Genomic DNA, 23,182 nt, shown 5'->3' on the forward strand with positions numbered 1-23,182 from the left:
TTCATAAAACGAAAAGTAATTTAGTGAATTAAAAAAAGTCCCCTCAAGAAAAATATCTTTATCATTGCGGGAAATCAGAACAGGGCATGGCAAAACGAAAGGCAGCAGTTTCAAGTCGGGGTACAACAAAAAAGAAAACCACTTCGGGAAGAAAGGGACAAAAAGGAGGTTTTAACCTCTGGAAGTTCTCATTAGGGCTAATTATCCTTATCGGTTTAGGTTATGGCTACTTGGCCATCAAGGAGGAAAAGCTAATTCCTTCATTCTTTGATGAAGAAGTAAACCCTGTTTTAGTGCCAGAAAAAATTGACCCAAAGCAAGAAATTCCAAAGTCAGAAAATGAAAACCACCCAAAGCAGGAAGGTAGCAAAGTTGATTTTGATACTTACGACCTCTACTTCACCAAAGCATTCGATTTTGCCTGGCCAGCATATGAGGCATCTCAGGCCATTGTAGAAAGACCTTATTACACTTTGCGTTATAGCGAAGAACATGAACAAGCATTATGGGTAGCTTACATCTTATATGCCGACAGTTTAAAGCAAACCACTTTTGAAAGAAAAGATGATTTCAGAGCAGATACTAGAATAAAAACGAGTTCAGCTGCTTTAGAGGATTATAAAGAAAGCGGTTATGATCGTGGGCACTTGGCCCCTGCTGCAGATTTCTCTTATAGCGAATTCGCTTTAAGTCAATCTTTCTTTATGAGCAATATGAGTCCGCAAGACCCTTCTTTTAACCGCGGTGTTTGGAAGAAATTAGAAGACCAAGTAAGGACTTGGGCCATGGAAAACAATCAGATTTATGTGGTCACAGGCCCTGTATTGAACAAAAAATACAAAACCATAGGTTTGAACCAAGTCTCAGTTCCTGAATACTACTACAAGATCATTCTTGACATGAGGAAACCAGAGATTAAAGCCATTGCCTTCTTAATAAAGAATGAAGCGAGCTCTGCCCCACTTTCGTCTTTTGTTGTCACAATCGACAGCGTAGAACAGTTGACGGGATTGGACTTTTTCCCTGGCATTTCAGATGAACTAGAAAATGCCCTAGAAGGAAGTTTAATGATTTCGAAATGGTTTTAATGAATTATTAAAATCTAACGACAATGCTTTGCGAGTGCCTCTGAAGCTTCAGAAGAGCCTAAAGCACTAGATCTAGTGAAATCCTGACAAGCAGATTTGGTTTGAGTTAAGGCCACTTTAAGCGCTCCCCTATAAAGGAATGCCTCAGCATTGTCATTATCAAAGTTAATCGATTGATTGTAGTTTTCCATTGCTTTGTCGAATTCACCCTTTTGATGATAGCTTCTGCCTCTGAGCATATAAGCATCCGAACGAACACCATCCAGTTCAATCACTTTATCAAAAAATATGATGGCTTTGTTGAAGTCTTTTTGATTGTACCAATACTTCCCCATGCTCAAATTGGCATTTAGATTATCTCCATCAATGTCTAAAACGCTTATAAAATCATTCTTGGCATTTACCAATTCCTTCATCTCTTCATAAGCCCTTCCGCGGTTATACAGTGATTTAATGTCCTTTGGATTGGTTTTAAGGTATTCCGTATAGGCATCTACCGCCTCTTTGTAATTCCCTTCATTATAAAGCTGATCTCCTTTTCTGGTAACATCATCGTTACAAGAAAATAAGAAAGTCGTAAAGACTAAGACCAAAAGAGATAAGCGATTTTTCATTGAATGTGATATAAATGGTTTTATAAGAATGAATCCGTTTCAAACAACATTTAAGATTGATTCAGCCATAAATGGTTTAAAGGCTGCAAAAGTATTTGTTTATACGGAATACAACAATGTTTTTAACAGAAGAAGGGCCCGAAGGCCCTTCCCTAGGTAGCGTGAAAGCACTCTACCCAACCACAATATGGTCAACTCAAAACAACACTGAAAGTATTGCAAAGCTGAGACCAAAAAATAAGTCACTGAATTTCAGTGACTTATAAAAATATCATTATTAATTACTCTCTCGATTTGGGAGATTCCTTCCCGTTTTTACACAGCAACATTATTTTCACGCAAGGCTTCGTTCAGGGAAGTTTTTTTGTCGGTGCTCTCTTTTCTCTGCCCAATAATCAATGCAGCAGGAACATTATAAGTGCCTGCGGGAAACTCTTTTGCATAAGAACCTGGAATCACCACCGACCTTTCCGGCACATAGCCTTTGTATATTACTGGGGTATCTCCTGTTACATCAATAATTTTAGAACTGCCCGTTAAAGTAACATTTGCGCCTAAAACGGCTTCTTTCCCAACCCTCACTCCTTCTACCACGATACAACGAGAACCAATAAAAGCTCCATCTTCTATAATCACTGGAGCCGCCTGTACGGGCTCTAGCACTCCGCCAATCCCAACTCCCCCACTAAGGTGTACATCTTTACCAATTTGAGCACAACTGCCCACAGTTGCCCATGTATCGATCATAGTACCTGCATCTACATAAGCACCAATATTCACATATGACGGCATCATTACTACACCACTGCTTATGTATGCACCATAACGAGCAACAGCATGAGGTACCACACGGATTCCCTTGCTCGCATAACCTGTTTTCAATCGTATCTTATCATGAAACTCAAATGGACCAACTTCGATAGTTTGCATTTTCTGCAAGGGGAAATATAGGATTACCGCTTTCTTAATCCACTCATTTACCTGCCATCCGTCCACGGTCGGTTCAGCAACACGAATGGTTCCGCTATCAAGATCTTCGATCACTGTTTTAACAGCCAAAATCGTTTGCTTTTCTTTCAATAATTCTCGGTTATCCCAAGCCGCTTCAATGATCTTCTTTAATGCCTCCATCAGTAGTTAGAAATTTTCAATAAATTCGAATGTTTATGAACAAGACCAAACTTCTTATAGCTTCTACTTTAAAGCCTATTGACGATTCTCGCATGTTTGAGAAGTTTGGTGTTTCTCTGGCGAAAACAAACGAATATGAGGTTAATATCATAGGCTTTAGCTCAAAAAATACGTTAACCCACGATTCAATTCATTTTTATTCCCACGGACCTTTCGGAAGAATGTCCTTCGATCGAATCACAAGTCCTTCAAAAATATTCAAAACCTATCTTAAAGTAAAACCTCAAATCATAATATGTAATACACATGAATTACTGATAGTTACCTCTATATACAGAATATTATTTGGTGGGAGAATCATCTATGATATCAGAGAAAACTACGTAAAGAACATTCAGAACACGAACGTATTCACCCCCATACTAAGGCCTCTATTAGCAGCCTACGTTCGGGCGAAAGAGTTGATCACCAAACCATTCTTTGACGGTTTTATCTTGGCAGAGAGGATATACAGTAAACAATTAGGCTTTGTTCCTGCCCATAAATCCATCGTGATCGAAAACAAGTTTATGCCTTTTGAAGTGGTTGAAAGTGAGTCAAAAGCAAATTCAGAAAACATCGTTTTGCTGTATTCAGGTACCATTTCAGCTTCGAACGGAATATTCGAAGCCATTGAAATTACAGATCAGCTTCACCAGATTGATTCCAGCATAAGATTGCGAATCATTGGTTACTGCGCGCTTAAAAAAGATCTTTTAAAGCTGCAAGAGGCCATAAAAGCCAAAGAATACATAGAATTGATTGGTGGTGACTTCCTTGTCCCTCACCAGCAAATCATTCAAGAAATCAAAGAAGCGAACTTTGGCTTTGTGCTCAAAAAACCAAACAACGGCATAAACGATGATAAAATACTGACTCGCTTGTTTGAATATAGCGCTAACAAACTCCCTATGCTGCTTTTAAACAACCCTACCTGGGTTAAATTTTGCGATGAATTCAATTCAGCTATACCAATAAACCCTAATCATTTCGACCCAAACAAAACCCTCGCCTTAATGAAGGATTCTAGCTTCTATACCCAAGGAGACACCAAGTCTAGTCTATGGGAAAGTGAGGAGTCTAGATTCCTCACTTTCATTGCCAAATTCAGTAAATTCAAAATTTAGGTTAATCGAAAGATTATTTTAATAATAGCCAACTCATTGTAAACAAGTTATAAATGTGCATTTTGACTAAATTTAGTTTATATATAAATTTTTATTAGACTAATCTAAATACTATATTTACGCTGTAATCAATCATTATCCTTAGCCCGATACACTCCTATGTTAAGCTTTGTTGAAGAGAATTATTTAAAAGCCATTTACCATCTTTCAGAAGCTGGGAAACGTTCCGTGAACACCAATTCTTTGGCGGAAGAAATGAAAACCGCCCCTGCTTCGGTAAGCGATATGATCAAGCGACTGTCCGAAAAAAAGATGGTCGATTATCAAAAGTACAGAGGTGTAAATGTTTCGGGAAAAGGTAAGATCAAAGCCCTGCATGTCATTCGGCAACACAGAATATGGAAGGTGTTTTTGGTAGAAAAACTCAACTTTCAATGGGATCAATTGGACGAAGTGGCCGAACAGTTAGAGCACATCAAATCTCCCCTACTCATTCAGCGACTGGATGAATTTTTGGGCTTCCCAAAATTCGATCCACATGGCGATCCTATTCCAGACGAAAACGGCCAGCTGATTGAAAAGCGAAAAGACCCCATTACCCAACTCCCTGTGGGCACAGCTGGTATTGTGGTAGGTGTCAATGGCTCCAGTGCTTCATTTTTAAAGTACTTGGATAAAGTGGGCATCTCCATCGGTACAAGATTACAGATTGTGGACAGAATGGAGTTTGACGGCTCGGTAGACGTAACCATTGACGGCAAGAAAACGATTACGATCTCCCCTACCGTAGCCGAGAACATCTTACTTTCTGAGGCCTAAGTCTTTGATTTTTGTGCAGTCTATTTTCCAAGTGGGGAAAATTATGGATTCGGCTTTATCCACCCATTCCCCAATCCATTTGTAACCCTCATCAGTAATATCATAGAAGGTCAATCGGAAAAAGCCATCTGCTCCATTAGGTGCTTTTTGTTCCTTATAAAACACCTTTTTACCCTTCTCTGCTACACTCTTTCCTTCCCAAGCAGGCAAAGTAGCCACAGCAACATTGGAGGTGTAATAATGGACATACCACTTAAGGCTGTCGCTATTGAACTGCCGAATGCTGCCCGAATGAACTCCATTCGTCTTGAGCGTTTCGTCCTGAACCGCCATCCCATTCATGACGTACTTAAAGCGCCAAGTCATCGCTTCGGGTTCTGCCCAAGTTTGGTCTGCATTTCTACCTTGAGAAACGCAATTACACAAACCAATCATGGGCGCGAAATCTTTAATGGCAGGATTGGCCTCAGGGTTTGGCAAACCAAATGGGTTTTCAGCCGAAGGCTCAAAAGGGAACGACAATTTTTGTGCGTGTAGAGAAAGCCCCATGAACAACAAAGCACTGAACAGAATAGAGATTGATAATTTTTGCATGACCTTTTTTCTTCAATAATGGCCTTAAAAGCCAATTGAGCCAAGGATTTTGCAGTGAAGCCCAATACAAATGCAGTAAAGCCAAGGTCTTTCTTAGTTCATTGCCTCCTTTACCGACTTAATTCGCGACTGCGCCAAAGGCAACTCCAGCCCATTCTGCATAGTAACCGAAGCCGAAGGCCCCCATTCGATCCGCTCTATAAACTTTAAGTTGACGATTGACCTGCGGTGAATCCGTTGGAAATAATCTGATGGAAGCTTCTCTTCTAAGCTTTTAAGGGAGTTACGAAGTGTATAGGCCTTTCCTTGCTGGTCATGGATTTTCACACAATAATCGTCCGCTTCAATCCAAACAATATGCTCAAGCGGCACAATTTGCGACCGATTCCCTACCCTTACCTGAATTACCTTGGCAGTATCCATGACATTACGCTCTGTAGTTTTCATCTGCTTATACAGCTTAGAATTAGTGTTCTTCAGATCCCCCAGTTCTTGGATGTAAACTTCAATTTCAGATTTATACTGAAAAAAATGAACGAGGAGAATAACCACCACCAGAAAAACGAAAACAATGGGCGCTTTATGAAAGAAGTAAAACTGGAACAATTCGGTAAAAACAGACCAGCTCTTTTCATCAGCTGGCATATTGACCAAAGCGGCCAAAGCAATATCAAGCAGCAAAACTAAAAGCAGCAGACCTCCATAAGCCAAAAGCTTACGAACCAGCTCATAACCCGACTTTACCGGAAACTTGCGAACGTAGTACACCAAGCCAACAGAAGTAGCCAACCAGAGTCCCCAGCGCAGCATGCCGCCTTTGAGCACCTCCGAAAATGTGACATCCATAGGCACCCCATTATTGAAGTTTTCAGCATAAAACAATTGCTGAAACGCCTCAAAAACCACAAAGGCCATAAAACAACTCAACGCAATCAAGAGACTCTTATAATGGGTTTGTATCCAGTTCATTTTACTAAATAAGTTTCAATATAATGAAGCTAGCCGAATAGAGCTTATTAGAAATGAAGATGCCTAATTATCAAATTCCAACTACCTTTGCCCCCATGCGCGCACTAGCTCAAAACGAAGACACCATTATCGCATTGGCCACACCACAAGGCGTGGGTGCCATTGGCGTAATCCGTTTATCTGGAAAGGAGGCCATAAGCATTACGAATGCGGTTTTTAAGGGGAAAGACCTCACAAAACAGGAATCTCATACGATTCATTTTGGCACAATCAGAGATGGCGATAAGATTCTGGACGAAGTGCTTATCTCCCTTTTCATTGCGCCAAAATCCTTTACCAAAGAGAACGTTATTGAGATTTCATGCCACGGATCGAGTTACATTATCCGTCAAATTATCCAGCTGTTAATTCGCAAAGGTGCGCGGCCTGCCAAACCTGGTGAGTTTACCAAACGGGCCTTTATGCACGGCCAATTCGATTTGGCGCAAGCCGAAGCCGTAGCCGACCTGATCAATGCCGATTCGGAAGCGGCTCACCAAACCGCCCTCAACCAAATGCGTGGTGGTTTTTCTGATGAAATTAAAAAGCTTCGCGAAGAGCTGATTCACTTTGCTTCCATGATTGAGCTTGAACTTGATTTTGGTGAAGAAGATGTAGAGTTCGCCAGCCGCGAGGATTTAACCAACTTGGTCAATAGACTCCTGAAAGTGATCAATGCGCTGATCCAAAGTTTTGATTTGGGGAATGTGATCAAAAACGGAGTACCGACCGTAATTGCAGGCAAACCCAATGCAGGCAAGTCTACCCTACTGAATGCCTTGCTGAACGAGGAAAAAGCCATCGTTTCTGAAATAGCCGGAACTACGCGTGACTTTATCGAAGATGAAATCATTATTGGCGGCATTGCCTTCCGTTTTATCGATACGGCTGGCTTGAGGGAAACTACCGATGTTATCGAAGCCATGGGTGTAGAACGCACCCATGCTAAAATGAAAACAGCTTCCCTCATCATTTACCTTTTCGATTTGGCTGACACTTCTATTATGGAAGTAAACAAAGAAATCAATATTCTAGAAAACGCTGGCGTGCCCTTTTTAAAGCTGGCCAACAAACTCGACAAAGCTGATCCTGCTTTTATTGAAACGCTTCAAGGCCAGCACCCTGATATGCTGTTTCTTTCGGCCAAAGACCCAGAACAGGTTGAAATGCTGAAAGTTCGTATTCTGGAACTCGTTAACCTCGATAAGTTCAAGAAAGGCGATACGGTAGTCACCAACATCCGTCATTACGACTCCCTGCTTCAGACCAAAAACTCTTTAACTGCGGTCATCGAAGGTATTGACAACCAAGTGACTAATGACTTTGTAGCCATGGATATTCGTCAAAGCCTCCACTACCTCGGTGAGATCACAGGCGAAATCACTACTGATGACTTATTAGCGAATATTTTTAGTAAGTTTTGTATCGGGAAGTAAGCAGCTTGTATCTCAGATTATAAGGATTAAAGGATGGCACAGATTTCTGTATAAGTCTACTCAATTTAAAAATCAGTGAAATCCAATCAATCTGCGATAAAGACAAGAAAGGAAGGAGCGCGGATTTCGAAGATTACAGGATGCCGCAGAGTCCTTTCAGTCCACAAATCAGTTCAATCTATGATACTGATATAAAATATGAAGCAGATTTCTGTTTATATTTAACTATGCCTGATGAATATTATCAATTCAAAGAGCTCACCCATCAAATAATTGGTGCGGCCATGAGAGTTCATTCATTTTTAGGAAATGGATTTCAAGAGGTGATCTATCAGCGAGCATTGGCCTACGAACTCAATCAGGCCAACCTTAATTTCCAAAGAGAACAAGAGCAATATATCTTTTACAGAGAATGTACTGAACCAATAGGTACCAGAAGAGCTGACTTCATTGTTGAAAACAAAGTGCTTGTTGAGCTCAAGGCCACTACAAAACTCGAAGAAGTTCATAAAGCTCAAATTCTTAATTATTTGCGTGCTTATAGGTTTGAGGTTGGACTTCTCATCAATTTTGGAGAAAAGAGCCTCTTCTTTAAGAGGTTTGTTATGAACCTTGACGACAAAGCCGACACCACCACACCCTAGTGAATGGTTAGAAACTCAGGTTATAACGATTTGAGGATACCAAAGAAAACCATACCTCCTCATAATCTGAGCAATCCAGAAATCCATTTAATCAGTGATGCAGACAAAAAAGTAGAAACGCAGATTATTATGATTAAAGGATAGCACAGATATCTATTCTCTTTCAGTTTATTGGTAAAGAACACACAACAAAGGCGGGCTCTTGGTGGAAAATCCGTGTAATCCCGAAATCCATCCAATCTGTGATACCGACAAAAAAACTCACCTTGTAAAAATATGGTGCTGAGTAGCTGTAAAATAATCTCTGAAGATCTGGTTGAGTACTGCATTCTCTCTGCTTGCATTCACACCTAAATAGGGCTGTAAACCAATAACAGCAGCAGATAAGGCTTTGACCGACATGGAAGCAGTTTGGTGCACTTCCTGAATAAAGGCTTCAGTAAACTCATTACACTGTGCAGTCAGATTTTCTACTTGTTGAGCGAAGGCATAGACTTGCTGATTTGCAGCATCAATTACCGATTTTAATTCAATCAACTGAGCCTCATCTTTTACCTGAGCCTCTACTAAAAAATGCTCCGCCATACCAGCATAATTCACCCAAAGGGTGAGGTCAGCGAATACTGAAAAATGCGTTTTGAAGATGGGCTGCGGAAGATGAAACTGATTATACACAAAGCTGTATTCTTCTCCGACTACTACATCCTTCACTTCGAAAGAATATGTAGCAGAAGCCTTTAGCCCCATGGTGTTCCAGTCATTAATGATGTGGACTTCGCTGGCCGGAATAACAAAGGAGAGGAATTTGGGTGAACCGTCTTCACTCACCTGTTCGACACCATTTTCTACAATTTTTGCATTTAAGGTGAAGTGCGTTAAATAGGGTGCACCTGTGGCATATCGCCAAGTTCCGTTCAGTCGATATTTATTCTCCTCCTTTTCAGCAGAACCAAACATGCCTCCACTTCCCCCAAAAATTGCAGCCTGAGCAAACAGTTCCTTGGCTACTTCAGGCTGAAGATTCCCAATAAAGAAGTTCGCTCCACTGCAAAGGGTTACTGTCCAGCCTAGGCTGCCATCAATTCTGGCCAATGATTGAAGTTGTTCAAGCCCTTCGGTTAAGGCCATTTCTCTTCCTCCAAATGCTTTCGGAACCCAAATATTCCACAGGTTTTCTTTGGCGATCCAGTCCAGCACTTCTTGTCTGAATACAGATGCATCGCTACACCATTCTTTAAGCTGTTGCATATACATTCCCATTTTCTTCATTCATTAATTTGCGCCATTTTAAATACCCTGAGGTGCCCACTATGAAAAGGAACACCGACATACCCGCATAGATATAAAGCTCTTTATACATCAAAAGTGGAATAGAAATGATGTTACTGATATTGAGGTAAACCCAATTTTCAATCTTTCGTCTGGCCATCAGCCACATACCCGCCCAAGCAAAAGCGCTTACGATTGCATCCCAAATGGGCACATCAGAGTCCGTATGGAAGTACAACCAATAGCTCATCAGGCCAAAACAGCCCAGTACTATCCCAATGGCTTTTAAGTGTTCCGATTGAGTTGAGCTACTAATGGGAGTTTCCGCCTTCTGCTTACCGTATTTCCAGAACAACCAGCCGTAAATACTCATGACCAAATAATACAGATTCAGCAAAATATCGGCATAAAGTGCGCTCTGATAAAGCACCCACATACTCAGTAGAATGGACACGATTCCGAATAAATAAGTATTGATGTTGTTTTGGCGCGCTAGGATTACCTGCACGATGCCAAAAAGAGTTCCTAGGCCTTGCAGCCAAGTTAATTGTGTTAGAAATTCCTCGATCATTGTTCTTTATTTTCAATGAAATGAGGAGATGAACCAGACCATTACAGACATGTAAAAGCCTTGAAATCCCTACGCCAGCATTATCTGGATCAGGTACGGAGCTGTACTCCTGGGTATCATCTCAGCCTGCCATTTAGCAAGCACCCCACTTACGGGCAAAGGTAGGATTCAACTGCCTAGCAGAAAAGGAATCAGGGGGTTTTATTAAGTATAACTGAATGATTCTTTTAGACTTTAGACCTAACTAACTGGAAAATATACGTTCTTCACCCTTATGATCAGTATCCCTACCCTCACAGTCAATGAAGGTTTCGTTACCGTTTTTTCCGAAGAAGACTTTCCTCAGCATGCTCGGGGCGGAATGAATTTAACCGAGAGAATTGATGCCCTGAACCTAAGAATCCGGACCAGCGAGGTTGGCTACGAAAGCGATTGGCATGTGGCAGGCGACCCTACTTTGATTCTGGTGCAAAGCGGTATTTTAAGAATTGCACTTCGGAATGGAGAACATAAAAACTTTGGTACTGGCAGCATGTTTATTGCGAAAGACTACCTGCCCGAACATATCTCTTTCGATACCGAAAAGCATGGGCATTGCGCCAAAGTGGTGGGTAATGAACCCTTACTGGCAGTACACATCAAGCTAGAGCAAATCTAAATCCTATTTCAGCTTTCGGTGGGTTTTACCAATGATGGAAGCCCTACTTTTATCCACCCCAGTTTGTATTGCGTATTTGGGCCAATCATTCGCTATAGAAGTCACCTGATCGATTAACTGCTGAGGCTTCTTGATGGAATTTTCCTTGGCGAAAGCCAATAGATCATCCAACGTAAAATTATCACGCTTTCCCCTAATCGACATTTGATGCTGACTGGTCCAGTCACCCTGAGGGTTATAGGCCCAATTGACATCATAGGCTGGCGACAATCTCCATTCGCCCCCTTGGGGCAATAGAAAAGCAATGTTCTTCGTGTGGTCGTCTTGGTTTCTTGCGATTACATTGAACACCATACGCAAATACTGTTGCTCAAAATCCTGATATGGCAACCTCAATTCACGCATGTCGGCAAAAGCATCTTCATAACCATACAAACCAGACATCATGAAATCGTAATGCGCCATGGCACACAAAGTTTGCATGTGCAATTTCTCTCCCTCTTCTCCCCGATCGAAACGCTGGGTCATAAAATGCGCTCGGCCATTCTCTTCCAAAAGCTGGCAAGGCATCATATCGATTCCGCAATCCTTGGCCATTAAATGATAGGCCATTTCTATACGTCCATAACCCGCTGGATCAGCTAAACTTCCTTCGTTTACCCCATCAAATTTTAACATGTAATAATCAAAACCCTTGGGTAAAGTGAACTGCCCTGATTTAATCGCTTTCGTTTTGGGGTTGAAACCAATAATTGCTTTGGGCCGCTGACCACCAGCCGAAGTACCTACGCGAATCAAGTCCGTCATGGCTTGCTCCTCATCTGCTGTCAGGTTGAGGTTTACCGCTTGCCTTTCTTCGAGCACTTTGTTCGTCAGCGAAAGCAAGGATTCCACTTCAATGTCCTTTACCTGCATTCCAAAAGGCGTAGTAGCAGGTTCAAACTCCAATGCGCCCATACCGCGAATACCTACGTAACCCAATTTTTCAATGGGATTGATCGAATTAACCGCTCGCCCCTGAGAAGCCAGCCAAGAACGAATGATCTGATTTCCAAAAGCATCGGGAAGGGAATCGGAAAGTAAGCCTGGCAAACCACTATAGGTAGCTTTGCTTAAATTCGGAAATGAAAAAATGCGCTCCCCCCGTTTAATATCTTCCAAAGGCATGGTGAGTGGCGCTAAATCGGTTACCCCTTCTGCGAACTCAGGAGCAAATTCAAAAGAAGCCAGCTGCCTTTGTTCGTTCCAAAGCACAGCGCCCACCAGTTCACCCCAAACCTTTACCCTTAATACTAGCATGGTTATTTCTTTTTGGATTTACGTACCCGCTGCATAGGTTTGAGCTCACGCTCCATGACCATCATTGGGCTTTCTACCACTTCTGGAATAAGGTAATCGAGCTGATCGAGGGATTTGAGCGCACGAAGCACCTGAATTAATACCGACAAGGTAACGGAACGCCCGTATTCCAAATTTTGAATCGTATTAATATTTACCCCAGCATTTTGAGCCAGCTCTTTCTGAGTATACCTTTTCTGCAACCTTAACTGCTTGACCCGCCTGCCCATCTCATCGACAATGGCCTGATCTGTCATCCTCTTCCAGTTCATACACCTAAATCTATAGGTTTTAAATCAAAATAGATACATAAAACCTAATCTAATAGGTATAACGTACTAAACAAAGGTAAGGTTCATTTTCAAAACACCTATTATAAAAGGTATTAAATATTAAAAAAGCATATAAAACCTATTATAATAGGTTTTATATGCTTTCAGTTAACACAGCAAAGTAATCGATCTATGAGACCTATTATCGCATGAAAAAAAAGATAAAGCTTATAAGGCTCAACAAAAGCGCCCCACCGATTATATACCAATTCAACTTTACTAATCTTTCGTCAAACTTCTTATGCCTCGCCCAAAAATTAAGTGAAATAGCAATCAACAGCGTGGGCATACTAAGTACCAAGTTGAAATAATAAAACCACATCCAGCTGGTAAACAAGGACCAAATGGCCAAGACAGCCACAACAAAAGGAATCGCTCGATGTATGTTCGGAGTGGCCTTCTCTGGTGAACGGAAATAATAAACAAGCAACAAGAGCACTGAAAGCCCCGCTAAAATCAACACCCATGAGAGTATACCCGGCATATTCTATTTGTTTATAGGGTTAGTCTTCTTGACAAACGTATAATCCGGTTCTAAAGAACCAGTAGGTTGCTTCCTCCATATTTTAGTTTTCTTAAAACCATAAAGTTCCTCAATCACCTCCCCCTCTTGGTCGAGCCTTTTTCGATAGACCTTCGTCCAATTGTCCTGTCCATCGTACTCATAAATACTCTCAGAATTAGTGTATTGCTTATTTCCTACTTCCATCACGGATTTAACAACAGCGTTATGCTCATCTCGAAATAAGGTCTCTTTCCGTTCCCCTTTTAGCTCATAGCTTTTTCTATAACCATTCTCATCAAACACGATCTCCTCGGCCCCCAGCTTTCGATCGCCTTCAACATGGGTAATGTTAATACTACTGGGAACCGTGCTATTTGGATAATACTTATGGTCTTCAATTCTTCTCTTTACCCCTTTACCATCGAATACGATCAACACCCTTGGTGTTTCAGGCGACCCAGTGACATACTGATATACCTGTGCAGTATCGGTTGAAATCTCATAAGTAACCCACTTCGGTCCGCTCCTTACCTGACTAAACTTAACCAAGTTGCTTTTCTCATCGCCATCGAACTCCATCCCGTTGAACATTTCACTTGGTGAACCATCCGTACTCCATGAGTATCTATTCTCTACTTTTCTACCCTCCAGCACTTCGAAAGTTTTGTCTTGTACTTGCCTCCCAGCCTCATCAAATAAGGCATAGGTTTCTCTTATTTTGGTAATGGTCTTACTTTCGTTGTCATATCTATACCAATCAATTTGACTCTCAACCACATTACCATTAAGCGAATAATCAGCTATGGATTTTGAAATTTGCGCAAATACCGAATTCATCGATATGACGAAAAACGCCCCTGTTAATATTAGAATCTTCCTCATATCCTTCGATTTTATTTACAATTCAAATGATTCCGTTCCACATCAAAAGCTGCTAGAGACATATACTCCATCTTGGGTTGAAACCACAAACTCGTCTTTACCAGTATAACTAGAGACACCTCCAGAATACAAGCTCGTGCTATTAAAGGCTGGAGTTGAAACAGTAGAAGTACAGCCTCCTTTGGCCGTGTCGCACACCCAAACCGTCATTTCTCCACTAAACTCGAATAACACTGAAATGAATTTACCATTCCTTGTTTCATGTAAGGAAGTACGAAAGCCTTCTGGTAATTGTGATGAAGGAGTCATCTGATAACTCACCCCATAATCTTCGCTTACATGCGTTACCAAAACCTGATTACCTTGCGGGTTAGTATTCTCATTATATACCACCACACCTGTAGAGCTCATAAAGCTTGGCCCACCGCTTCCTAGCCCATTTTTAACTGACCCAGGAGTCAAAGTCCAGTCTACCCCATTGGCAGAAGTATAGCCTTTTTGGTCAAATTTGATTGATGAAAAGCCAGTTCCCGGCACAGTATAGTTATATGCCGCAACACCAAGCCCGTGAAATGTTCCTGCACTGCTTTTAGTAATCAGTGCGGGTCTTGGCTGAGTCGTAGACCTTTCGATCCAGTTAAGTCCATCTGTGCTCGTAAAAGTGCCCATATTAGTGTAAGCAAAGGTTTTATCAGTATCATAATAAATAGTCTGAATCGTACCAATTGGCGAGGTAGCGAAGGTTTTATCACTCTTCTTGTACACCTTATCTTTATAATAAATGTAGCCATCGATCACATGTACTTTTCGGTATAATTCTTCCTTAAAGTTTAAAGGCAAATATGCCTTACTACCACTCGTTTCCTTTATTATCCCACTATTTAGACAGCTACCGTTTTCAATAAAACCTTGGGTATAAATATTATTACCCGTCCTGTTCAAAGGAAATTGATAGTCGGTTTCGGTAATACTTCCTCCTGTGGCCTCAAGAATAACAGGCGCTTCATTTCCATTCGAAACTTTAACATAAGCCCTATTACCAAAAAGCTTTAGCTCTTGTGTGTTTTGATAATTCTGATAAGCTACCGGATAGCTGTAATAAGTAAATTCACGCGTGGGTGAAATAATTATACAACCTCCATCTTTTGCATATGCAAAATAACCTTGATTATAAGCTGTTTTTATTTGACTAGCCCTCAACCCAGTACCCGGAACCCCATTATAATTAAGGTCGGTGAGTTTAGTTTCTGTATATGTTTTTGTGCTCACATCAAACTCAGCTATGGTTTTGTTATACACATCAAAAAACCCAAGCTTTTCTCCAGAGACACCAAGGAATTTAGATTCGTCAATGATCAACTTCACACCTGTGCTCACGTAGGCGCCATTCTCATAAATTTCAAATGTCTTTCCTTGATTAAATATATGATTGATATAAACCACTTTACCTGATTCGGTAACCGCAGTACCATGGGTAAACCCAGCAGAGCCAGCCACCACATTGTCTAAATCGTAAACACTTCCAGCAAAAACAAATAGTCCATCATTAGTGATGTTTGTCTCAATGAACCAGTTTCTATTACTAATTGTAGTATGAACAGGTAGTTCTTGAGCTGTTTCCCCTCCATCTTTAGAATAGTAATGTGTTACGGTAGTGTTCTCTTCATAAGAGAAAATCATATACCTCTCGTTTGGACTCACACTTATAGAATTGGCTGCAGCAAACTTAGATGGCTCCATCACTTTAGTGAAAGTCAGGTTTTGAGAGGCTTTCACCGCTGGATCAACCACATCATCATCTTCACAGGCCTGTAAAAACAGCGCTAAAAAGACTATAAACAGAAGGTTTGAATTCCGTAATACTTTTTGCTTGAAGAATTGAATAAAATTTGATGCGTTTAATTTAAGTTTCATAGGAACAATTTTTGAAAGATTTTATCCTTTCAAAATTACCGTCAACCCTCAGTTGCATCAATACCTACGCACTCGGATTAAATATACCCTGCTGTGGGTATAGGGAGAAAGGCCGAGTCAGTTCCAACTTTAAGTTGCCGCTTCTTGTCTTTATATATTGTAGAAACACTCCGTCAAACTGATTGGCCACTTTACAATAAAAATCACTGCCAGATGCGTTAAAACATTGGGTTTCGTTTAGGCCAATGGCATTAAACTTGTGGTTTTAATATTGAATATCCGCCTACTAAAACAGTAGGCTCAACTTTATAAATAACCTAAATCAAATAAAAATTCAGAATTATGAGATTAAATGCAAAGCAAAAGATTCCTTTCAAAGGAATGATGAGGAGTATGATGATGTTGGTTGCCACAGTGTTTATACTTTCTAGCTGTAATAATGATGACGGAGATAGTCTTCCTGAAAACGTGGCTTATGTATCACTTTATCAAGCATCGCCCAATGCGCCCGCTATGGACATTGGAATTGATAACAGACAATTGAACATTTATCCATTTGACTATACTGACTACACTGGGTATTTAAGGTTCTATACTGGGAGTCGTTACTTTGAGTTCACACCAGCGAACGCCAATAACGTTGTAGCAGACACTACATGGACCCTGAGTGCAGGTAGAACTTACTCTATATTTACCGTAGGTAATTACAATGACTTGAAAGTGCTCAAATTGGAAGACAATTCCGATGCGCCAAGTGATGGAAAAGCTAAGGTAAGACTTGTAAACTTATCACCGGATGCACCAACTTTAGAGGTTAAAGCCGATGGCCAAACGGATCCTTTGTTTAGCGGGTCCAACTTTATGGATGCTTCTGATTTTACAGAGCTTACCGCAGCCGAATATGACCTGATGGTCACATCACCTGATGACAACGGTATTCAACTTAATGTGCCTGATATTAAATTTCAGAACGGGTATTATTACACCATTATTCTGAGAGGGTACCATGTTCCGCCAGCGGGCAATAACAATGCCTTGAGTGTGGAAATTATAGTTAACTAAGTCATCAAAATGAGATAAATAGAAAGCAGAAAGGCAATCCACATGGATTGCCTTTCTGCTTTTATGTTCTTAATTTCTAAAGAATAATGATCAGCAAGAGAATAATGATGATTGCTCCCGAAGAGATGTAAATCCCCCCTCCTCCACTATCACGAATATCGCTTTTCATCGTTCGCACTTCTTTGCGTAATTCCTTTCTTTCAGCTCTGGTCAAGCTTGACTTGTCCATGTCTTTGATTTCATTCAATCGAACTACCATCGCTTGCATTTCTTCATGCGTAAGTTTTTCAGCGGAGTTAGTTGTAACTGGGTAGCTTTTTGAAGCAGCATTCATTTGGCTTGGAACAAACATTAATAGTAGTATCCCAAAAGTGATATAGACAGATAACTTTTTCATTGCTTAAAATTTAATGTTTCAAGAATAACCATCAAGTTACAATAAATGTTTCCCATCTGCCAATAGATTACTTGCCTGATTTCTTCTTCAAACTGGCATCAGCTTTTACTTCATAGAATTGGTTATCGGAGGTCATAAAACCAAAAATCCAGCCTGTGGCTTTTCCTTTAAACACTATAATCAAGTCTCCAATCTTCAACTGTTCATAGCTATCCTCATTCACACTAATCAACTGGTTGTTAGTGCGAACCATAAACCCTCTGGTATTTCCTGTTTGTCTAAACCTGTCAAGCACCAATTCTGAATAAACGATTTTCAAACCAGAGTTAACTTCATTTCTGTAAGCTAACATATACTTGATCATTTTTTTCACAACCATGAACCACCAAATGGTAAAAGGGAAAAGCATAATAGTTACCAACCAGAAACCAGAAAACAAAGGTCCAATAACCACCCACCCTAGTATGAAAAAGACAATCAATCGTGATTTAATTTCCCTATTTCTGGCTTTCTTCAATAGCTCGAAATCATCCTTCGTCATTTGCAATTCTCTTTCTTTCGGCACAAAATTCTGATCTTTATCTACATCAGGAACAATGGCCTTAATTTTTTCCTCGCTAACCTCAGCTTCCGCTATGATTTTATCACTGAAGATGGATTGTGAATATTTAGAGTAATGAATCTCAACCTCGGACCCCACGGGCGTTCGATTGTATATGTTTATGTTTACACTTAACTGTTTTTCATCAAAATACAGATAATACGTTCGCTTTGTAGAGCTCCTGCTACTACCTCCTCGGCCTGACCCGCCCGATCTGTGGGTACTTATATCTATCCGTTTATCGGTAACAGTACCCGTAAGGATTAACTTCTTCTTTTTGACGAAGTCCAAAATGAAGCCTTTCATAATAAAACCAAGGATGGCAAAGAAAAACAGAAAAAACACCCCAAACATGATTAAAGGAAGCATTTCATCGACATCGGAAATGAGGTTATCCCAAAAAAAGAACTTTACAAACGCAAAGAAAATGAGCATAAAAATCAAAACCCCAATCAAGTTGATTTTTGCCTTTTTTAATTCTTCTGGAAGTAAATCCGCTTCCACTTCTGTATAAGCCATAGGTTCTTTTTTGGGTTCAATTTCCAGAAGTTATGACCACGGCACTATACCATGCTGCGGGTATATTCTTATACCCCTAAAACAAAAAATCACTTTCAAGAGAACCTAAAAGTGGGTTTCAAAATGGGCTCAATTACCTTATAGAATCACTAGATCTCCGTAGCTAGCAAAGTTCAACGACACGAAACCGTCTTTCTAAATACCTTGAAAAACAATTTGCATGAAAAATTTATTAGGTGAAGTCAAATTATATGCCTTGAGTAGCATTTATTTTACGGGAAAATGAACATCGGTAACCAACTCATTATCTGGCACTTTCCCAGGCATACTCACATACTCTTCAAAAGGAGGAATTCTCTTTTCGGTTTTAATTGCTTTTGCCCTATGCATATTATGCATGGCCGACCATGCATTGCCTAAATGTTTATAAGGCCCTATATGACGAAGGGTGTACACCTTCGTTGCTGGAATTTCACTTACCTTAAATTCTGAAGGCAAATCATGTAGAACAGCGCTTACTGGTATTCCAGAAGTGTATTCAACTTTTCCATTTGCGAAGTCCCACTTTTGGTAAATAGAGAACATCTTTCCCGCAATCATGTCTTCTTTGTCTTTGAAGTACTCCCATAGTTTACCAAAGTCCCGCTTCATGTCCTGATCAATTGTATCAATTGTTGAGTGGCTATGAATGCCAATGTATTGTACTTTGGATAAAGCTTGTTCACCTCTAAAGTCAAGTTTAGAATGGACTTCACCATCCTCTACGTAATCCTTCAAAAGGTTTAAGCCACGCTCATAGTCCATCCCTATAAACCCAAGCATCATCTTCTTCATCCAAAACATAAAAAAAGGTAAGCTACTGTCCATAAACCAAGTCAGCTGGGTTCCACCCGAAATGGGAGCCAACTCAAAACGTACTTTTGCTTTGGATTTCCAAGGTTTTAAGAATGTTAAATCAAGGTATAAAGACTTATTTTTCACTTCGCTGGTAATGCGCATATTTCCTGAGCCAATCCTTTTACCTTCCCATTCATAGTACTTGGCATCGGGGGCTACTTTCACTACAGTTTCTGGCTCTAAAATAAGCCATGGCGACCAAGCAGGCCAATGATTGAAATCATTTAAGGCTTTAAAAACCTTATCGGGGGATTCATTTATTTCAATACTGCGATTTAACTCAATTTTAGGCATGGGGTCAGGAGTGTTAGTTTACACCTCTGAATTTAAATAAAATCTATGAAAAAATTGGTGAATTGTTAAAGAGGAAATAAAACGAGGTTATTTAATCTCGTAAGAAAAGCTAACTGCTCCTGAAACGACCAAATCCTTCCTAATACACTTTGCATCAATATTCTTAGTGGCTTTTATGGCTTCTTTTAATTCGTTCAAACGATAATAGTCTTCAGAAACAATACCTACTCCCTTTCCATTATGTTCAACTGAAATTTGGCCAGAGGCAGGACCAAAGTGCAATTTCACTGAGTCACCAGTTTCTAACTGCTTAAAACCCGACTCTTCTGTTTCAAATTCGGCTAAATCAAAAGTACCGAAACCAGATGCTAGAGCCATTTGTCCTTCCTCATTAAGGTTACGAACAACTGCTGCTGCTTCCTTGTGCAAATCCTTGTCTAACAACAGCGCATTCGATAAAAAACCAGCTACTTCTAAAATCATAAGTTTATATTTAGATATAATGGCAATACGCCATTGCAACCACTTGAGTTACACAAACGATGATACTCTTTTTCAAACACAAAACTGAATGAATTAATGCTAATCGGTTTATTTGCTAGGGTGAAGAATTTTAGATTGAAAAAAATTCATCAAAAACGCAAGTTATTTTACGAGTTGGCATCAAAGCTATTATACTATAAATAAACACTCATGAAATCGATGATCCTTAAATCTGGCATGGCCCTTTTCCTACTTCTCAGTTTTAGCTGCGGTGGAGACGACTCTCCTGAAGAGGAAGAAGAAACTAATCAAGATCTGCCTGCAGTTTTTGAAAACTTTACGGATAATGTAACAGTCTATGTTGACGGTTCATTTGTAGTCATTGAAACTGATGACATACCAAACCACCCGAGCCCTTATTTTGCGCAATCAGATGCTAGATATGAAGCTTATAATGGCAGTAACAGCAATTTCAAGATAAACCCAAACAGTATTGTTACGCAAAGTATCACTATACGAATTCCGTTAACCCCAACAGAGGCAAGCAACAAACAAGCTACCCCCTTAGGTGCTATTGGGGTCTCTGTGAATGGCGTGGTTTTCTTTAATCAGTATGCTGGCCCAAACCAACCACTGACCAACGAGATTGATTCTTTCGATCAATACCTAGGGCATCCTCAGCAGTCTGGTACTTATCATTACCACCAAGAGCCTCTTTACCTCACAGCCACCCTTGGTAGCGATAAGCTTTTAGGTTGGTTATTAGATGGTTTCCCAGTGTACGGACCAGTAGAAAACGGGACAAGAGTAACCAATGCTGATATAGATGATTATCATGGACATAGTCATGTAACCACAGAATATCCAAACGGTATTTACCATTACCATATCACCGATGCTGACCCATATATTAACGGAAGTGGCTTTTTTGGTGTAGCAGGAACGGTTTCCAACTAATCGAAAATGAGAAAGCTTATACTCTATGTTGGTCTTTTGCTCTGTACTTATGAAGCTACAGTAACTGACTTTAAAGACGGCCCGATAATTCCAGATATTTCTGTTGATGCAAATGAAGCTTCTTTAAAGAGGAATGGTGCGCTCATGCTTTTGGATGGCAAACCGTTTTCGGGTCATGTGGTTAGCTACTATCCCAACGGACAGTTGGAATCTGAAAACACTTATTTTAAAGGACTTCGCGAAGGGAAGTCTAGTCAATTTTATAGTGACGGAAGCTTTAAGGAAGAAAGGTGGTACAATGAGAATCAAAAAACAGGCACCCATTACGGTTGGTGGCCCAATGGGAATATGAAATTTGAATTCCATTTTATTGGCGGCCTTCATCATGGGACAGCCAAAGAATGGCAAGTAGATGGCCAGCCTTATAAATTCTTCACCTATACCATGGGGCAAGAAGATGGTTCTCAAAAAATGTGGGAACCAGATGGCAGCATTAGGGCCAACTATGTGGTAAAAGATGGCCATCGATATGGCCTTATTGGATTGAAAAATTGTAAATCAGTTGATAATGAAACAGGAACTTTTAGCGCTATACCTTATTAGTTTTAGTTTTCTGTCTCCTTTTGGCTGCGCGAATCAAAACAAGGAGACTGAAGGAACCCCACTGCCTTTTTATAATTCAGCAGATTTCACACCAGAATGGATAGATGAAGAAGATGAGCAATACTCGCAAGTTCATACCATCGCAAATTTCAGTTTTCAGAACCAAAGTGGAGATGTGATTAATAATGAAAGCCTAGCTGGAAAAATATACGTAGCTGATTTTTTCTTTACCATTTGCCCAAGCATTTGCCCAAAAATGACTTCGAACTTAGAGAAAATCCAAACTGAATTTGTCAACGATGAATCAGTAATGTTAGTATCTCATACGGTAATGCCTTGGGTTGATTCGGTGGGGGTATTAAAAGCTTATGCAGACATGCACGGCATTGAGAACAACAAATGGCACTTACTCACAGGGGATACTGAGGAAATATACCAATTGGCACGTCATTCTTATTTTGCAGAAAAGGAAATTGGTTTGAATAAAAATTCAAATGAATTTCTTCATACGGAAAATTTTATACTAGTCGATGGTTTTGGAAGAATTCGTGGGGTGTACAATGGCACCATTCCATTAGAAATGGCTCGTTTAATTACAGATATTAAAACATTGAAGCAACTAGGTTAAAGAGCCAAGAAATTGCCAATCCGGACCAAACAATAAGAATCCCCATTCTTGACTTTATCTTTTCTCCGTGGCGGTACCATTGATAACCAAATCCAATAAAGAAAAGGATTAGAAAGGGCCAGTCTAATACAGAAAAATCTATAGGAAGTACAGAAGCCATTGAAAATACAAAAAAGCCAAAACCACTGAGCACAAAGAAGGCCACCTGACTCCTTTTCATCAAAAACGAACTCGTTGACTCAAAACTTGCGAGCAACGAAAAAAAACCTATCGCTATTGGAGCGTAAAAAGAAACCTCATAGTAATTAATAACAGAAGCTATGGCACTGAAGCCAAGCAATACAATAACGACTTTAGTAAACTGATTACGGGATTTCTTAACATTAAGAAGCCCAAAAACACCAGCCAAAGCAACTATTAAAGATGAAATCATTTGTTAAGTAAAAGTAATACGGCCAAATCTATTTTAGTGAAATACTCAATTTTCGAATTGTGATCTTTTCAGCCCAGCTGACAGAATCTATTTAATTATCGACTCAGTATTCCACTCCTATAAATTTCATAATAAAAACACATTAAGGCCTACCCATTTTTGGTGGTTTTCATATAAACCTCAATTTGTTCTGCTAAGCCTTTCTGGTTTCTAACTGCCCAGAGATGTGAATAATATCTATCAAAAAACAAGGGCTCCAATATTGAGGAGCCCTTGCAGAATTATGGTTGAGGGTAAATATTTTGACTAATGTTATATTTCGAAAACTACAGTCCTGTT

The 23,182-nt window shown here is 40.1% G+C and carries 26 protein-coding genes; 11 read left to right on the plus strand and 15 right to left on the minus strand.

Translation table 11 applies throughout. From position 1 onward, the window contains the following. Positions 1-86: 86 nt before the first annotated feature. Entirely contained in the window at positions 87-1,088 is a 1,002-nt protein-coding gene (locus tag AWN68_RS13765; RefSeq protein WP_068416752.1) for a DNA/RNA non-specific endonuclease, read from the plus strand. A gap of 14 nt (positions 1,089-1,102) precedes the next feature. Here AWN68_RS13765 and AWN68_RS13770 read toward each other — a convergent pair whose 3' ends face one another. Both AWN68_RS13770 and AWN68_RS13775 read right to left on the minus strand, forming a co-directional pair. Next, a complete protein-coding gene (locus AWN68_RS13770; protein WP_068416754.1) occupies positions 1,103-1,702 on the minus strand; it encodes a tetratricopeptide repeat protein in 600 nt (199 codons plus the stop codon). Positions 1,703-2,017: 315 nt separating this feature from the next. After that, positions 2,018-2,833 carry a 2,3,4,5-tetrahydropyridine-2,6-dicarboxylate N-succinyltransferase gene (locus AWN68_RS13775; RefSeq protein ID WP_068416758.1) on the minus strand — a complete coding sequence of 272 codons (816 nt, stop codon included), beginning with the start codon at positions 2,831-2,833 and terminating at the stop codon, positions 2,018-2,020. A 35-nt stretch (positions 2,834-2,868) separates the two neighbouring features. Here AWN68_RS13775 and AWN68_RS13780 point away from each other — a divergent pair, with 35 nt between their 5' ends. After that, positions 2,869-3,999, plus strand: coding sequence for a glycosyltransferase family protein (locus AWN68_RS13780; RefSeq protein ID WP_068416761.1), 1,131 nt, complete (start codon positions 2,869-2,871; stop codon positions 3,997-3,999). A 159-nt stretch (positions 4,000-4,158) separates the two neighbouring features. Continuing rightward, positions 4,159-4,818: a metal-dependent transcriptional regulator gene (locus AWN68_RS13785; protein ID WP_068416764.1), complete on the plus strand. Its 660-nt coding sequence runs from the start codon at positions 4,159-4,161 to the stop codon at positions 4,816-4,818. Here the strand turns inward: AWN68_RS13785 and AWN68_RS13790 are convergent. Together AWN68_RS13790 and AWN68_RS13795 are read right to left on the minus strand one after the other, a co-directional pair. Next, positions 4,801-5,412: a hypothetical protein gene (locus tag AWN68_RS13790; RefSeq protein ID WP_084362872.1), complete on the minus strand. Its 612-nt coding sequence runs from the start codon at positions 5,410-5,412 to the stop codon at positions 4,801-4,803. The genes AWN68_RS13785 and AWN68_RS13790 overlap by 18 nt on opposite strands. 93 nt (positions 5,413-5,505) lie before the next feature. Then, positions 5,506-6,381 carry a LytR/AlgR family response regulator transcription factor gene (locus AWN68_RS13795; protein ID WP_084362873.1) on the minus strand — a complete coding sequence of 292 codons (876 nt, stop codon included), beginning with the start codon at positions 6,379-6,381 and terminating at the stop codon, positions 5,506-5,508. A gap of 95 nt (positions 6,382-6,476) precedes the next feature. Here AWN68_RS13795 and mnmE point away from each other — a divergent pair, with 95 nt between their 5' ends. The 3 genes from mnmE (at position 6,477) to AWN68_RS19025 (ending at position 8,644) form a co-directional block, all read left to right on the plus strand. After that, a complete protein-coding gene (gene mnmE, locus AWN68_RS13800) occupies positions 6,477-7,856 on the plus strand; it encodes a tRNA uridine-5-carboxymethylaminomethyl(34) synthesis GTPase MnmE (RefSeq protein WP_068417023.1) in 1,380 nt (459 codons plus the stop codon). Positions 7,857-8,083: 227 nt separating this feature from the next. After that, a complete protein-coding gene (locus AWN68_RS13805; RefSeq protein ID WP_068417025.1) occupies positions 8,084-8,500 on the plus strand; it encodes a GxxExxY protein in 417 nt (138 codons plus the stop codon). 3 nt (positions 8,501-8,503) lie between these two features. Continuing rightward, positions 8,504-8,644 (plus strand): hypothetical protein, encoded by a 141-nt coding sequence (locus AWN68_RS19025; protein WP_157716226.1) that lies wholly within the window; start codon positions 8,504-8,506, stop codon positions 8,642-8,644. A 117-nt stretch (positions 8,645-8,761) separates the two neighbouring features. Here AWN68_RS19025 and AWN68_RS13810 read toward each other — a convergent pair whose 3' ends face one another. After that, positions 8,762-9,769 carry an acyl-CoA dehydrogenase family protein gene (locus AWN68_RS13810; protein WP_221405729.1) on the minus strand — a complete coding sequence of 336 codons (1,008 nt, stop codon included), beginning with the start codon at positions 9,767-9,769 and terminating at the stop codon, positions 8,762-8,764. Beyond that, positions 9,735-10,340, minus strand: a complete 606-nt coding sequence (gene pnuC / locus AWN68_RS13815) for a nicotinamide riboside transporter PnuC (RefSeq protein ID WP_068416770.1) — start codon at positions 10,338-10,340, stop codon at positions 9,735-9,737. The genes AWN68_RS13810 and pnuC overlap by 35 nt, the downstream gene beginning before the upstream one ends. A 274-nt stretch (positions 10,341-10,614) precedes the next feature. Between pnuC and AWN68_RS13820 the strand changes: the two genes are divergently transcribed. Then, positions 10,615-10,998 carry a cupin domain-containing protein gene (locus AWN68_RS13820; RefSeq protein WP_068416773.1) on the plus strand — a complete coding sequence of 128 codons (384 nt, stop codon included), beginning with the start codon at positions 10,615-10,617 and terminating at the stop codon, positions 10,996-10,998. Between the two features lie 3 nt (positions 10,999-11,001). Here the strand turns inward: AWN68_RS13820 and AWN68_RS13825 are convergent, their stop codons facing one another. The 4 genes from AWN68_RS13825 to AWN68_RS13845 all read right to left on the minus strand — a co-directional run bounded on the left by AWN68_RS13825 (position 11,002) and on the right by AWN68_RS13845 (position 15,969). Then, a complete protein-coding gene (locus AWN68_RS13825) occupies positions 11,002-12,297 on the minus strand; it encodes a type II toxin-antitoxin system HipA family toxin (RefSeq protein ID WP_068416776.1) in 1,296 nt (431 codons plus the stop codon). Positions 12,298-12,299: 2 nt separating this feature from the next. Continuing rightward, positions 12,300-12,608, minus strand: coding sequence for a helix-turn-helix domain-containing protein (locus AWN68_RS13830; protein WP_084362874.1), 309 nt, complete (start codon positions 12,606-12,608; stop codon positions 12,300-12,302). 547 nt (positions 12,609-13,155) lie between these two features. Continuing rightward, the gene (locus AWN68_RS13840; protein ID WP_068416784.1) at positions 13,156-14,055 is read right to left on the minus strand and encodes a hypothetical protein; all 900 of its coding nucleotides are present in this window, start codon (positions 14,053-14,055) and stop codon (positions 13,156-13,158) included. Positions 14,056-14,097: 42 nt separating this feature from the next. Beyond that, entirely contained in the window at positions 14,098-15,969 is a 1,872-nt protein-coding gene (locus tag AWN68_RS13845) for a hypothetical protein (protein ID WP_068416786.1), read from the minus strand. A gap of 342 nt (positions 15,970-16,311) precedes the next feature. Here AWN68_RS13845 and AWN68_RS13850 point away from each other — a divergent pair, with 342 nt between their 5' ends. Beyond that, a complete protein-coding gene (locus AWN68_RS13850; protein WP_068416789.1) occupies positions 16,312-17,031 on the plus strand; it encodes a DUF4397 domain-containing protein in 720 nt (239 codons plus the stop codon). Positions 17,032-17,107: 76 nt separating this feature from the next. On the opposite strand, the gene AWN68_RS13855 is transcribed toward AWN68_RS13850, so the two are convergent. From AWN68_RS13855 to AWN68_RS13870, 4 genes are all read right to left on the minus strand, one after another. Continuing rightward, on the minus strand, positions 17,108-17,428 hold the full coding sequence (locus AWN68_RS13855; protein WP_068416792.1) for a hypothetical protein: 321 nt from the start codon (positions 17,426-17,428) through the stop codon (positions 17,108-17,110). A 67-nt stretch (positions 17,429-17,495) separates the two neighbouring features. Further along, positions 17,496-18,548 (minus strand): hypothetical protein, encoded by a 1,053-nt coding sequence (locus AWN68_RS13860; protein WP_068416793.1) that lies wholly within the window; start codon positions 18,546-18,548, stop codon positions 17,496-17,498. A gap of 267 nt (positions 18,549-18,815) precedes the next feature. Further along, a complete protein-coding gene (locus tag AWN68_RS13865) occupies positions 18,816-19,739 on the minus strand; it encodes an SRPBCC family protein (protein WP_068416796.1) in 924 nt (307 codons plus the stop codon). A gap of 87 nt (positions 19,740-19,826) precedes the next feature. Then, positions 19,827-20,222, minus strand: a complete 396-nt coding sequence (locus AWN68_RS13870) for a hypothetical protein (protein ID WP_157716228.1) — start codon at positions 20,220-20,222, stop codon at positions 19,827-19,829. 210 nt (positions 20,223-20,432) lie between these two features. Between AWN68_RS13870 and AWN68_RS13875 the strand changes: the two genes are divergently transcribed. The 3 genes from AWN68_RS13875 to AWN68_RS13885 are packed head-to-tail and all read left to right on the plus strand — an operon-like array spanning position 20,433 to position 22,410. Then, a complete protein-coding gene (locus AWN68_RS13875; RefSeq protein ID WP_068416802.1) occupies positions 20,433-21,179 on the plus strand; it encodes a YHYH protein in 747 nt (248 codons plus the stop codon). Between the two features lie 6 nt (positions 21,180-21,185). Beyond that, positions 21,186-21,782: a toxin-antitoxin system YwqK family antitoxin gene (locus AWN68_RS13880; RefSeq protein ID WP_068416804.1), complete on the plus strand. Its 597-nt coding sequence runs from the start codon at positions 21,186-21,188 to the stop codon at positions 21,780-21,782. Continuing rightward, positions 21,748-22,410 (plus strand): SCO family protein, encoded by a 663-nt coding sequence (locus AWN68_RS13885; RefSeq protein WP_068416807.1) that lies wholly within the window; start codon positions 21,748-21,750, stop codon positions 22,408-22,410. The genes AWN68_RS13880 and AWN68_RS13885 overlap by 35 nt, the downstream gene beginning before the upstream one ends. On the opposite strand, the gene AWN68_RS13890 is transcribed toward AWN68_RS13885, so the two are convergent. Further along, a complete protein-coding gene (locus AWN68_RS13890; protein ID WP_068416810.1) occupies positions 22,385-22,843 on the minus strand; it encodes a hypothetical protein in 459 nt (152 codons plus the stop codon). The two genes, AWN68_RS13885 and AWN68_RS13890, sit on opposite strands and share 26 nt — an antisense overlap. Positions 22,844-23,182 lie beyond the last annotated feature (339 nt).

The organism is Roseivirga echinicomitans (assembly GCF_001592935.1).
In the GTDB taxonomy this organism is placed as follows: domain Bacteria; phylum Bacteroidota; class Bacteroidia; order Cytophagales; family Cyclobacteriaceae; genus Roseivirga; species Roseivirga echinicomitans.